The sequence below is a fragment of the Pseudomonas sp. RA_5y_Pfl1_P24 genome (genome assembly GCF_963970945.1).
Taxonomy (GTDB): domain Bacteria; phylum Pseudomonadota; class Gammaproteobacteria; order Pseudomonadales; family Pseudomonadaceae; genus Aquipseudomonas; species Aquipseudomonas tritici.
On sequence record NZ_CAXAOJ010000009.1, the window covers coordinates 114432 to 127139 of the forward strand.

Consider the following 12708-nt stretch of genomic DNA (forward strand, 5'->3'; position numbering starts at 1 on the left):
AAATCCGCCAGGGTCATACCTCAGTTAAGCCAGACTATATAGTATGACTATTTGCAAAACAACTCTTCCAAAGCATCGATTTTGCGCTTATGTTTAGGCTCAGATAGAACATATAGTCATACAATAAGGGAATCGATCATGTCTGATAAAAAGCCCGGCCTACGCTCCGCCCAGTGGTTTGGTACTGCCGACAAAAACGGCTTCATGTACCGCAGCTGGATGAAGAACCAGGGCATTGCCGACCATCAGTTCCATGGCAAGCCAATCATCGGCATCTGCAACACGTGGTCGGAGCTGACGCCGTGCAACGCGCATTTCCGCCAGATCGCCGACCACGTCAAACGCGGCGTGATTGAGGCCGGTGGCTTCCCCGTGGAATTCCCGGTGTTCTCCAACGGTGAATCGAACCTGCGCCCTACCGCCATGCTCACCCGCAACCTGGCGAGCATGGACGTGGAAGAAGCCATTCGCGGCAACCCGATTGACGGTGTGGTGCTGCTGACCGGCTGCGACAAGACCACTCCGGCCCTGCTGATGGGCGCCGCCAGTTGTGACGTGCCGGCCATCGTGGTCACCGGTGGGCCGATGCTCAACGGCAAGCACAAGGGCCAGGACATCGGCTCGGGCACCGTGGTGTGGCAGCTCAGTGAACAGGTCAAGGCCGGCACCATCACGCTGGATGATTTCCTCGCGGCCGAGGGCGGCATGTCGCGTTCGGCAGGCACCTGCAACACCATGGGCACGGCGTCGACCATGGCCTGTATGGCCGAGGCTCTCGGTACTTCGCTGCCCCACAACGCGGCAATCCCGGCGGTGGATGCGCGGCGTTATGTATTGGCGCATATGTCGGGCATGCGCGCCGTGGAGATGGTGCGCGAAGACTTGAAACTGTCGAAGATCCTCACCAAAGAGGCATTTGAAAACGCAATCCGCGTGAACGCCGCCATCGGTGGTTCGACCAACGCCGTGATTCACTTGAAAGCCATCGCCGGGCGCATTGGCGTTGAATTGGACCTGGACGACTGGACCCGCATCGGTCGTGGCATGCCGACCATCGTCGACCTGCAACCGTCCGGGCGCTTCCTGATGGAAGAGTTCTACTACGCCGGTGGCCTGCCCGCCGTGCTGCGTCGCCTCGGTGAAGCCAACCTGATCCCGCACCCGAACGCCCTGACCGTCAACGGCAAGACCTTGGGCGAGAACACCAAGGACTCGCCGATCTACGGCCAGGACGAGGTGATCCGTACCCTCGACAATCCGATCCGCGCCGACGGTGGCATCTGCGTGCTGCGCGGCAACCTGGCGCCATTGGGCGCGGTGCTCAAGCCTTCGGCGGCCAGCGCCGAGCTGATGCAGCATCGCGGCCGTGCGGTGGTGTTCGAGAACTTCGACATGTACAAGGCGCGCATCAACGACCCGGAACTGGACGTGGACGCCAACTCGATCCTGGTCATGAAAAACTGCGGCCCCAAGGGTTACCCAGGCATGGCCGAAGTCGGCAACATGGGCCTGCCGGCCAAGCTGCTGGCCCAGGGTGTGACGGATATGGTGCGAATTTCCGACGCGCGCATGAGCGGCACGGCCTACGGCACGGTGGTGTTGCACGTGGCCCCGGAAGCCGCTGCCGGCGGACCGTTGGCCACCGTGAAGGAAGGCGACTGGATCGAACTCGACTGCGCCAATGGCCGTTTGCACCTGGACATCCCCGACGCAGAACTGGCGGCGCGCATGGCAGACCTTGCGCCACCTGAAAAGCTCATCGTCGGCGGCTACCGGCAGTTGTACATCGACCATGTGCTGCAGGCCGACCAGGGTTGCGACTTTGACTTCCTGGTGGGTTGCCGTGGGGCTGAAGTCCCCCGGCATTCCCACTAATTGGGATGCTATGATGCCGCGAATTTAAGTCAGAGCATCCCTGTCGTTATGGATCACCAGCCGCCCAAGCCGCGCAAGAGCCAGCATGCCCAGATCGTTCAGGACTTGGGCATGCACATCGTTTCCGGTCGCTTCAAGCCCGAAGAACGGCTGCCCATGGAGGCAACGCTCTGCGAGGAGTACAAGGTCAGTCGCTCGGTGTTGCGCGAAGCGACCCGGGTGCTCAGCGCCAAGGGCCTGGTGTATTCCAAGCCGCGCGTGGGCGCGGTGGTGCGGCCACGCTTGAAATGGCACCTGCTCGACCCGGACGTGTTGTCCTGGTTGATGCAGTCCACGCCCCACAGTGAGTTTTTCAATACCTTGGCCGGTGTGCGGCGCATCCTCGAACCGGAAATTGCCGCCATGGCCGCAACCACCGCCACCGATGACGACATCGCCACCATCGAAAAAGCCTACCAGGGCATGGAAACCGCGCAGACTCACGAACAGCTGTTGCAGGCCGACCTGGACTTCCACCGCGCCATTGCCGACGCCACCCGCAACGACCTGCTGGCCTACATGTGCAACATGCTGTCGCTGCCATTGCGCGAGTCGATCAACATCACCAACCAGCGCCCGGATATCCAGGGCCTGAGCCTGCCCCGGCACAAGGCGATCCTTACCGCGATCCAGAACCGCGACGCCCTTGGGGCGCGGCATGCGTCGCTGGTGCAGTTGGATGACACGCGAGTGGCATTGGATACGGTGATGAATGTGCTCACGCCGCTTTAATCTGGGAGCTGGCTTGCGTGCTCCCACCGGGATAGGGTCCCGCTACTACAGGGTGTAGGAGATCCCCACCTGCACCGTGCGCGGCTCGCCGGGGTAGGCATAGAAGTTCAGGAACGAGCCCTCTTCGTACTCACGGTTAAACAGGTTCTTCACATCCAGGTTCAGCCGCACGTTTTCGTTGACCTTGTAGTAACCGAGCAGGTCGACCACTGTGTAAGCGTCCATGGTGAACGTGGAGTTGTTGGTCTGCCCGGCACGATCAGCCACGTACTTTCCACCGGCGCCAAGGCCCAGGCCCTTGAGTGCGCCGTCCTGGAACTCATACACGTTGAGCAGGCTGAAGCTGTTGCGCGGGATGTTGGCCAGACGCGTTCCGGTACGCACTGTCGTGTCCTTGGTGACGGCGGCATCCACGTAGGCATAGCCGCCGATCATCCGCCACTCGGGCGTCAGGTTGCCGGCCACGTTCAGGTCGAAGCCGCGGCTGCGCACCTGACCGGTCGCGACGTTGAAAGCGGAGTCGAGCGGGTCGACACCTTGGACGTTTTTCTTTTCGATCTGGTAGATCGCCGCGTCGACGCTCAGCTGTTTATCCAGCGCTTCCCATTTCACGCCCATCTCATAGGACTTGCCCTTCTCCGGCTCGAACCCGCCACCCTGGCGGCTGGCGCCAGTGTTCGGCTTGAAGGAGCGGGCGGCATCAGCGTAGATCGCGACGGTGTCGGTGAGGTCGTACATCACGCCGACGCGCGGGGTGACAGCATTATCGGCCGCGTTCCAGTCGCGCACGCCGGTTACGTAGGATTCGTACTTGTGCTCGAACCGCTCAAAGCGCGCGCCCGCGAGGACTTTCAAACGGTCGGTCAATGCCACCTGGTCCTGGACGAATGCGGCGTAAGTCTTGAGGTTTTCTTTATCGTGGGTCGGCGTGCGCGTCAGCGCCGGACGCGGCTGGCCATAGACCGGGTTGAAGATATCGATCGGGAACGCAGCACTGGAACGCTGGATGATCGACTTGTAGTCGTAATCTTCGTATTCGATACCGGTGAGCAAGGTGTGCTCCAGCCCCCCGGTGGAGAAGTGCCCGGTCAGGTTGAGCTGGTAGTCCTTGTCGGTCCAGTCCAGCTTGCGGTAGTTGAAGTTGCGCTGCAGGGTGCGGCCGTCGGCCCCGAGGCTGCTGGCGTTGTTTGCCTCCACGCCATTGCCCTTCATCGTGCCGTCCAACCACTGGAACCCTCCGCCCAGAGTCCAGTTGTCGTTGAGCATATGCTCGAAACGCAACTGCGCCATGTTGTTATCGTTGTGCAGGTTGCCGGCGTATTTTTCGCCCCAGAAGGTGTCGCGCGACGGCGTGCCGCGCTGGTTGGCAAAGCGCGTCAGGCCGCGATCCAGCGGGTGGTTGTTGCGTATGAAGTCGCCTTCGAAGATCACCTTGGTTTCGTCGGTGGCTTGCCAGGTCAGCACCGGGGCCACACCGTAGCGTTCGGTGGAGACGTGGTCGCGGAAGGTGTCGCCGCCCTCGCCCACCACGTTCAGGCGATAAGCCAGGCGGCCCTCCTCATCCAGCGGGCCGGAGGCATCCAGGGTGCCGCGCTTCATGCCTTGATCATCCAACTGGCTGCCCAATGTGACCGTGCGCTCGGCCAGGGGCTGCTTGGACACCACGTTGAAGGTACCGCCGGGATCGCCACGGCCGTAGAGCATGGTGGCCGGGCCACGCAGCACTTCAAGGCGTTCGATCGTGTTGGCATCAGGCATGGCCGGGTAGCCGCGGTTTACAGGAAAGCCGTTGCGATAGAACTCGCCAGTGGTAAAGCCGCGCACGGTAAAAGTGGTCAGGCCCTGCCCGCCGAAGTTGTTGGCGCGGCCGACACCACCGGCGTAGTCCAGCGCTTCCTGCAAACGGGTGGCGCCGATGTCCTCGACCACATCTTTGGACACCACGGTGATGGACTGCGGCGTTTCATGAATCGAGGTATCGGTGCGCGTTGCACTCGCTGACCGTGTGGCGTGGTAGCCCTTGACCGGCCCCTGAGCCGTCTCGTAGTCCGCCTGTCCCGTGACATTGGTGGCTTGCAGCTCAAGACTGGCCTTGTCGGCAGAGACAACCTCTGCCCAGGTAAAAGGCGAAAAAGCTTGAAGCACACAGAGGGAAATCAGGGTACGACGCATGAATGTTGCACCTAGTGAATGAGCCAGATAGGACGGCAAACCTGCCAAGAATTCGACGCGCATGGTATATCAAAGAATTCTCGTTTGATATCTATTCTCATTCGTTATTTTTTGGGTATCCTTTTTGTATCAATGCCGAGACAAAAAAAGCCACTCAATTGAGTGGCCTATAGACTGCCTGGCTTACCTTAGCGATAGCGCTCCAGCCAATGGGCGTAAGGCGCCGGCAACGTCCAGGAGGATTTCTCCACGCCCAGTTCCTTGGCCGCAAAGTAGGCCCAATGCGGGTCAGCCAGGTGCGCACGACCGACCGAGACCAGGTCCAGGTGCCCAGACTGCAACGCGCCTTCTGCCAGTTGCGGCGTGCCAAAGCCCCAGGCCGAGGTCACCGGGATGCCCGCTTCGCGGCGCACGCGCTCGGCGATCGGGCCCATGAAGGCCGGGCCCCACGGGATATGGGTGTCGGGGATGGTAAAACCGACGCTGACGCTCAGCAGGTCCAGGCCGCCAGCCTTGAAGTTGCGGGCCAGTTCGATGGATTCGGTAAGGGTCTGCTCGTCACGGCCGTCGTATTCGATCACGCCAAAACGCGCGGTCAGGGGCAGGTTCTCTGGCCAGACTTCGCGCACGGCGGCCAGGGTTTCCAGGAGGAAGCGGCTGCGGTTGTCAAAGCTGCCGCCGTAGGCGTCGGTGCGCTGGTTGGAATGCTCGGAGAAGAAGCTCTGGCCCAGGTAACCATGGGCGAAGTGCAGTTCGATCCACTCGAAGCCGGCGTCACGGGCCCGGCGCGCGGCGTCGACGAAGTCCTGCTTGACCCGAGCGATGTCGTCCAGGGTCATGGCGCGTGGCACTTGCGGCAGGTTGGCACCGAAGGCGATCGCCGACGGTGCGATGGTTTCCCAGCTGCGCGCATCGGAAGCAGGCATGTGGTCGTCACCTTCCCACGGGCGGTTGGCGCTGGCTTTGCGGCCGGCGTGGCCGATCTGGATGCCTGGCACCGAGCCGGCGGCCTTGATGGCCTTGACCATGGGCACGAACGCTTCAGCGTGGGCGTCACTCCAGATACCGGCGCAACCTGGGGTGATACGCCCCTCAGGCGCTACAGCGGTGGCTTCGACCACCAGCAACCCGGCGCCGCCACGCGCCATACTGGCCAGATGCACGAGGTGCCAGTCGTTGACGATGCCATCATCGGCCATGTATTGGCACATTGGCGGGATGGCGATGCGATTGCGCAGGGTGACGTCTTTGAGTTTGAACGGTTCGAACAAAGCGGGCATTGAGAACTCCGGGAGCGAGTGAATGATTCGATAGTTCGATGGTAATCGAACTATGGTATTCGATGATACCCCCCTGTTATGATTCGTTTCATGCGAGCCTTTAAACACCCCCCCCTTGAAGACCTGACCCTCGAGCGCCTGCTGTACGCGCTGAGTGACCCGGTGCGCCTGGAAATCGTGCGCTGCCTGGCCGGTGTGCCCGAAGCCACCTGCGGCGAACTGGACGGCGGGCGTCCCAAGTCGAGCATGTCCCATCATTTCCGCGTGTTGCGCGATGCCGGGCTGGTGCAGACTCGCAGTGCCGGCACCACTCATCTGAATTCGTTGCGCGGCGATCTGCTTGATGAGCGGTTCCCGGGATTGCTGCAAACCATTCTTGCGCAGCGGTAAAACGCGACTCAGTCCAGCAGCGCGATCAAGCGCGCCTCGATGGACGTCTCCAGCACCTCCAGCAACGCCAACGTCACCGGCAACTTGAAGCGCCGCCGCCCTGCGCTGCCGGGGTTCACATACAACGTTGCGCCGCGCCACTCGATCAGCGGCTTGTGCGAATGGCCGGTGATCACCAGCCGCGTGTGTGAATCGAGTAACCCCGGTACATCGGCGATGTCATGCACCAACAGCGCCTTCCAGCCGTTCACATCAATCGTCAGATGATCGGGCACCGACTGCGCCCATGCAGCATCCTGATCGTTATTGCCGCGCACCACGTGAAGCGGTGCGATCAGCGCTAATTGATCGAGAATATCCAGGCTGCCGATATCTCCGGCATGGATGATCTGTTCACAGCCCTGCAATGCTGCGACGGCCTCTGGCCGCAGTAATCCGTGGGTATCGGAAATCACGCCGATTTTCATAAGTGCTCCGGAGCAGTGTTGATACCTATGTAACTTAAACGATTCAGGTACGGGGCGAACCTTCCCCGCCGACGGGCGTCCGAGTTAGGCACTGTTGCTTACTGCTCGCCGCGAGGTCCGCGTTTGAAAGCCGCCATTCTCAAAAAGTACCGACTGATCATCAAGACCATGGGCTACGTGGGCTGGGCCCTGTTCTGGCTGTTGCTGTGGGACGTCGCCGTCACCGTCGACTTCATGTTGTTTCTCACCTACAAGATCAATCTGCCGCTGATGCCCCTGACCCTGCTGGGTTCGGCGCTGGTGGTGCTGATCAGTTTCCGTAACAGCAGCGCCTACAACCGCTGGTGGGAAGCCCGCACCTTGTGGGGTGCAATGGTCAACAACTCGCGCAGCTTTGCCCGCCAGGTATTGACCCTGCTCGATGACCCCGCCGGCGAAGTGAACCCGGTCAAGGCCACCCTGCTGCGCCGCCATGTGGCCTATGTGAATTGCCTGGCCGCGCACCTCAAGGGCCAGCCGTGTCCCGCGGAAGTCCGGGCGTTTATCCCCGGCGATGAGTTTGCGCGCAACGGCGCCACCAACAACTTTGCCAACGACATCCTCACCGGCTCCGCCGCATTGCTGTCAAGGGAATACAAGGGCGGCCACCTGGACAGCATCCGCCTGGCGCGGCTGGAGTCGACCCTGGTGGATCTGTCCAACGCCCAAGGTGGCATGGAACGAATCGCCAACACGCCGCTGCCCTACCCTTACGTGTACTTCCCGCGATTGTTTATTTCGCTGTTCTGCCTGATCGTGCCGGTGGGCCTGGTGGAGTCCCTGGGGTGGTTCACCCCGCTGGCCTCGACGGTGGTGGGCTTCATGCTGCTGGCCATCGAGCGCATCGGTACCGACCTGCAAAGCCCGTTCAATTCCAGCGAACATCAGATCCAGATGGACACCATCTGCGAAACCATCGAAAAAAACCTGCAGTCGATGCAGCGTGATGCGCTGGGTGGCGAGCGCATCGGCTAAATACGCCCTTCGGCCTCAAGTGCTTGCCCCCGCAGTCGATATACAGGGGGTACGCATGGGCCACACCCCCCGTCATAACAACACATGCGACGCTCGACGCTACTGTTTTCTCCTTGCCAAAATTATAAATACCCGCGGGTGAAGTCATGAATATCAAGCAAAAGCTGACCTGGGCGTTTGCCGCCATCGCGTGCGTCCCGGTCATTTTGGTCGCTGTGTTGGTTGTAATGAATCTGCGCGAGGGGGCCCTGGCCAATTTCCTCGACAGCAGCGGCCGCGAGATCCGCCAGATCGACAATGGCATGAAGCAATTCTTCGACGGTATCAGCCAGAACGTCGATTTTGTGGCCAAGGACCCGCGCGTTGTCGCGGCCAAGGATCTCAAGAGCTACGCCGGTGCCGACGCTGCACAACTCCCGCTGACCCCGACCAACAAAGAGCTGCTGGAGATTTTCGACCAGTTTGCCAAGAGCCATCCGAGCACCGCCTACCTGTCCCTGGGTTTGAAGGACGGCGGCTACGCCAGTTGGCCCGACGACACCAAACTGAATAACTACGACCCGCGTGTACGGCCCTGGTACCAGGCGGCCATCGCCGCGCCGGGCGCCACCGTGCGTACCGGCGCCTATTACTGGGCGCCGGACGATGTGGTGCTGATCGGCACCGTGCACACCGTCGCCGACGCCACGGGCAACATCCTGGGCGTGGTCGGCCTGGACGTATCGCTCAAGCAACTCACCGAACTGGTGCGCAACATCAAGCTCGGTGACAGCGGCTACCTGATGCTGGTGGAAGGCAACGGCAACGTGCTGGTCGACCCCAGCGATGCCAAGCACAACTTCAAACCCCTGGCCGACTTGGGCCCCAACTATGCCGAACTGGCCAAGCGCGGCGACGGCGTGACCCAAATCGACATCGATGGCGTGGCTTACATGGCCAACGTGGTCAGCTCCAAAGACTTGGGCTGGCGCTTTATCGGCCTGATCAAGCGTGATGAAGTGATGGCCGGCGCCACCCGCTTGACGTGGTTAATTGGGGCCATCGCAGCGGTATTGGCGTTGGTGTTCGCGATTGTCGGCGCCAGTTTCGCCAGCGTGATCGTACGCCCGATTCGCGGCGTGGCCGACGGCCTGCAGGAAATCGCCGAAGGTGAAGGCGACCTGACCCGTCAGCTCAAAGTACAAGGCAAGGACGAAACCGCCACTTTGGCCGGTTGGTTCAACCAGTTCCTCGGCATGATCGCCCAGTTGGTGCAGCGCATTGGCAATGCGTCTTCCGACCTGCAGACCGCCGCCGCCGACACCAGCGAAGTCGCCAACAACATGAACCAGGCGGCCGGCCGTCAACGTGAAGCCGTGGAACTGGTGAGCACCGCATTCAACGAAATGGTAGCCACTGCCAACGAAGTCGCACGCTCCTGCAGCGCTGCCGCCACCAGTGCAGACGAAGGCTACCGCGACGTGCACGATGGCCAGCAGCACATTGGCGAAGCCACCGGCAGCGTGCTCAAGTTGAGCGAAGACCTGCAAAAGTCCACTCAGACCATGCAATTGCTGGAGCAGGACAGCAAAAACATCAACACCATCCTCGACACCATCCGTTCGATTGCCGAACAGACCAACTTGCTGGCGCTCAACGCGGCAATCGAGGCTGCACGGGCCGGTGACCAGGGCCGAGGTTTTGCGGTGGTCGCCGATGAAGTCCGCGCCCTCGCCCGCCGCACCGCCGACTCCACCGGCGAAATCGACAGCCTGCTCGGCAACCTCGCCCGCCGCACCCAGGAAGTGACGCAGCAGATGCAAGGCAGCCTGCTGGTGTCTCACACCAGCGTGGAACGCATCCAGCAGGCCCGCGACAGCTTTGACAAGATCCGGGGCTCGGTCGACTCGATCCGCGACCAGAATACCCAGATCGCCACGGCCGCCGAAGAACAACACCAAGTCGCCGAAGAGATCAACCGGCATATCGCGCAGATCCATGCCGATGCGCAACTGGTCGAAGAGTTTGCCCACTCAGCGCAGACCGGGTCAGGCCGGCTGACCGATATCTCGGGCCAGCTCAAAGGGTTGGTGGGTCGATTCAAGTTCTAACCTGACGCGCTACCCGTTCAGCGCGCGAGTGTGGTGAGCGGGCTTGCCCCGCTCACCACACTCGCGCCGCCGCCAAACGCGACTTTAGCCTCAACCCATCATCGCACCCCCTGCAATAGTCTATTGCAGGACTCTAATGTACTAACCAGTTACTTATGTTGCTAAAATCGCGTCTTTGCCCTCTCACATTCGAGTCCTTTCGACATGAAACGAGCATCGCGCGCCGCTGGCGCCTCTAGATTTTTACTGCTGGGCCTGGGCGTAATCATCGCCCTGCTCGGCCTCGCGCTGGCCATCGGCGGCCTCAAACTGGTCAGCCTGGGAGGTTCCTGGTACTTCCTGATCGGCGGCCTGGCCATGGCGATTGCCGGCTTGATGATCGCCCGGCGTAAACCGGCGGGCGCGTGGCTGTTTGCGGCTTTCCTGGTCGGCACGGCCATCTGGGCGGTGGCGGATGTGGGCCTGGTGTTCTGGCCGCTGTTCTCGCGTGTATTCATGTTTGCGGCCATCGGCATGGTGGTAGCGCTGGTCTACCCGCTGCTCGTCAATAAGCCTGCACGCGGTGCCTATGGCGTCGCCGCGGTATTGGCGATCGGCGTGGCCGTGGCGGCGGGCAATATGTTTGTCGCCCACCCAAGCGTGGCCCCGACCGGTACCGGCCCTGGCATCACGCCGGTAGCCCCCGCCGATGCTCAGAAAGACTGGGCGCACTACGGCAACACCGAAGGCGGCAGCCGCTTCGCCGCGCTGGACCAGATCAACCGTGACACCGTCAACCAGCTCAAAGTGGCGTGGACCTACCACACCGGCGACGTGGCAATCAGCGACGGCAACGGTGCCGAAGACCAACTGACGCCCTTGCAGATCGGCAACAAAGTCTTCATCTGCACGCCGCACAATAACCTGATCGCCCTCGACGCCGACACCGGCAAAGAACTGTGGAAGAACGAGGTCAACGCCAAATCGGCGGTGTGGCAGCGCTGCCGCGGCATGGCTTATTTCGACGTCACTGCGCCGATTGCCCAGCCGCCCCAACCGAACAGTTCGCCGATCATCGCCGCCAGCGTTCCTGCCGGCGCGCAGTGCCAGCGTCGCTTGCTGACCAACACCATCGACGCCCGCCTGATCGCGGTAGATGCCGACACCGGCAAATTCTGCGAAGACTTCGGCACCCACGGCCAAGTCGACTTGAAAGCCGGCCTGGGTAACGTGCCGGACAGCTACTACCAACTGTCCTCCGCGCCGTTGATCGCCGGTACCACTGTGGTGGTGGGTGGCCGCGTGGCCGACAACGTACAGGCTGACATGCCAGGCGGCGTGATCCGTGGTTTCGACGTGATCACCGGCAAGATGCGCTGGGCTTTCGACCCCGGCAATCCGCAAGACAAGCAGGCCCCGGCCGACGGCAGCACCTATGTGCGCAGCACCCCGAACAGCTGGGCACCGATGTCCTATGACCCGCTGATGAACACGGTTTTCCTGCCGATGGGCAGTTCGTCCACCGACATCTATGGTGTGGAGCGCACCGAGCTTAACCATAAATACGGCGCTTCGGTATTGGCGCTGGACGCCTCCACCGGCGCGGAAAAATGGGTCTACCAGACCGTCCACAATGACCTGTGGGACTTCGACCTGCCGATGCAGCCAAGCCTGATCGACTTCACCCCGCCGGGCAGCGACAAGGCTGTGCCAGCGGTGGTGATCGGCACCAAGGCCGGGCAGATCTACGTGCTCGACCGCGCCACCGGCAAGCCACTGACCGAGGTTAAAGAAGTACCGGTCAAGGCCGCCAACATCCCCAACGAACCCTACTCGCCCACCCAGCCAAAATCGGTCGGCATGCCGCAGATTGGCGACCAAACCCTGACCGAATCAGACATGTGGGGTGCCACGCCGTTCGACCAGTTGCTGTGCCGCATCGACTTCAAAGGCATGCGCTACGACGGCCTGTACACCGCGCCGGGCACGGACAAATCCCTGAGCTTCCCGGGATCGCTGGGCGGCATGAACTGGGGCAGTATTTCCACCGACCCGGTACACGGCTTTATCTTCGTCAACGACATGCGCCTGGGCCTGTGGATCCAGATGGTGCCGTCGCAGAACAAGGCGCTGGCCGCGTCCGGTGGCGAAGCGCTGAACACTGGGATGGGCGCCGTGCCGCTCAAGGGCACGCCGTATGCAGTGAACAAAAACCGCTTCCTGTCGGTGGCTGGCATTCCGTGCCAGGCGCCGCCCTTCGGCACCCTGACCGCGATCGACATGAAGACCCAGAAAGTCGCCTGGCAAGTGCCGGTCGGCACCGTGGAAGACACCGGCCCGCTGGGTATCCGCATGCACCTGCCGATCAAGATCGGCTTGCCGACCCTTGGCGGCACCCTGTCGACCCAGGGCGGCCTGATCTTTATCGCCGGCACCCAGGACTTCTACCTGCGCGCCTTCAACAGCGGCAACGGTGAGGAAATCTGGAAAGCCCGCCTGCCGGTAGGCAGCCAGGGTGGGCCGATGACCTACGTTTCGCCGAAAACCGGCAAGCAATATGTGGTCGTCACCGCTGGCGGCGCACGCCAGTCCACCGACCGTGGCGACTACGTGATCGCTTACGCCCTGCCATAACTGCCTTTAAGCGCGGTGCTCTTTGCACCGCGCCGT

The 12708-nt window shown here is 61.8% G+C and carries 8 protein-coding genes and 2 pseudogenes; 7 read left to right on the forward strand and 3 right to left on the reverse strand.

Features of this window, described 5'->3' with window-relative positions; genetic code table 11:
- The first annotated feature begins 138 nt into the window (after positions 1-138).
- Together AACY30_RS17035 and AACY30_RS17040 are read left to right on the forward strand one after the other, a co-directional pair.
- A complete protein-coding gene (locus AACY30_RS17035; RefSeq protein ID WP_339419338.1) occupies positions 139-1875 on the forward strand; it encodes an IlvD/Edd family dehydratase in 1737 nt (578 codons plus the stop codon).
- Positions 1876-1923: 48 nt separating this feature from the next.
- On the forward strand, positions 1924-2646 hold the full coding sequence (locus AACY30_RS17040) for a FadR/GntR family transcriptional regulator (protein WP_339419340.1): 723 nt from the start codon (positions 1924-1926) through the stop codon (positions 2644-2646).
- A gap of 45 nt (positions 2647-2691) precedes the next feature.
- Here AACY30_RS17040 and AACY30_RS17045 read toward each other — a convergent pair whose 3' ends face one another.
- A complete protein-coding gene (locus AACY30_RS17045) occupies positions 2692-4818 on the reverse strand; it encodes a TonB-dependent siderophore receptor (RefSeq protein ID WP_339497279.1) in 2127 nt (708 codons plus the stop codon).
- A 188-nt stretch (positions 4819-5006) separates the two neighbouring features.
- Positions 5007-6098, reverse strand: coding sequence for an NADH:flavin oxidoreductase/NADH oxidase (locus tag AACY30_RS17050; RefSeq protein WP_339468768.1), 1092 nt, complete (start codon positions 6096-6098; stop codon positions 5007-5009).
- Between the two features lie 78 nt (positions 6099-6176).
- Between AACY30_RS17050 and AACY30_RS17055 the strand changes: the two genes are divergently transcribed.
- Positions 6177-6488, forward strand: a complete 312-nt coding sequence (locus AACY30_RS17055; protein ID WP_339419343.1) for an ArsR/SmtB family transcription factor — start codon at positions 6177-6179, stop codon at positions 6486-6488.
- Between the two features lie 8 nt (positions 6489-6496).
- On the opposite strand, the gene AACY30_RS17060 is transcribed toward AACY30_RS17055, so the two are convergent.
- Complete coding sequence (locus AACY30_RS17060) at positions 6497-6955, reverse strand: metallophosphoesterase family protein (protein WP_339468770.1); 459 nt, start codon at positions 6953-6955, stop codon at positions 6497-6499.
- A gap of 123 nt (positions 6956-7078) precedes the next feature.
- Here AACY30_RS17060 and AACY30_RS17065 point away from each other — a divergent pair, with 123 nt between their 5' ends.
- From AACY30_RS17065 to AACY30_RS17075, 4 genes and pseudogenes are all read left to right on the forward strand, one after another.
- On the forward strand, positions 7079-7969 hold the full coding sequence (locus AACY30_RS17065; RefSeq protein ID WP_339468771.1) for a bestrophin family protein: 891 nt from the start codon (positions 7079-7081) through the stop codon (positions 7967-7969).
- 227 nt (positions 7970-8196) lie between these two features.
- A pseudogene (locus AACY30_RS27530) lies at positions 8197-9198 on the forward strand (cache domain-containing protein); the annotation flags it as partial.
- A 324-nt stretch (positions 9199-9522) separates the two neighbouring features.
- A pseudogene (locus AACY30_RS27535) lies at positions 9523-10059 on the forward strand (methyl-accepting chemotaxis protein); the annotation flags it as partial.
- 204 nt (positions 10060-10263) lie between these two features.
- The gene (locus tag AACY30_RS17075; protein WP_339540784.1) at positions 10264-12672 is read left to right on the forward strand and encodes a glucose/quinate/shikimate family membrane-bound PQQ-dependent dehydrogenase; all 2409 of its coding nucleotides are present in this window, start codon (positions 10264-10266) and stop codon (positions 12670-12672) included.
- Positions 12673-12708 lie beyond the last annotated feature (36 nt).

What these genes read in the sequence shown, in the direction of transcription:
- AACY30_RS17035 (WP_339419338.1), top strand. Translation starts at nt 139, where the DNA reads ATGTCTGATAAAAAGCCCGGCCTACGCTCCGCCCAGTGGTTTGGTACT.
- AACY30_RS17040 (WP_339419340.1), top strand. Translation starts at nt 1,924, where the DNA reads ATGGATCACCAGCCGCCCAAGCCGCGCAAGAGCCAGCATGCCCAGATC.
- AACY30_RS17045 (WP_339497279.1), bottom strand. Translation starts at nt 4,818, where the DNA reads ATGCGTCGTACCCTGATTTCCCTCTGTGTGCTTCAAGCTTTTTCGCCT.
- AACY30_RS17050 (WP_339468768.1), bottom strand. Translation starts at nt 6,098, where the DNA reads ATGCCCGCTTTGTTCGAACCGTTCAAACTCAAAGACGTCACCCTGCGC.
- AACY30_RS17055 (WP_339419343.1), top strand. Translation starts at nt 6,177, where the DNA reads ATGATTCGTTTCATGCGAGCCTTTAAACACCCCCCCCTTGAAGACCTG.
- AACY30_RS17060 (WP_339468770.1), bottom strand. Translation starts at nt 6,955, where the DNA reads ATGAAAATCGGCGTGATTTCCGATACCCACGGATTACTGCGGCCAGAG.
- AACY30_RS17075 (WP_339540784.1), top strand. Translation starts at nt 10,264, where the DNA reads ATGAAACGAGCATCGCGCGCCGCTGGCGCCTCTAGATTTTTACTGCTG.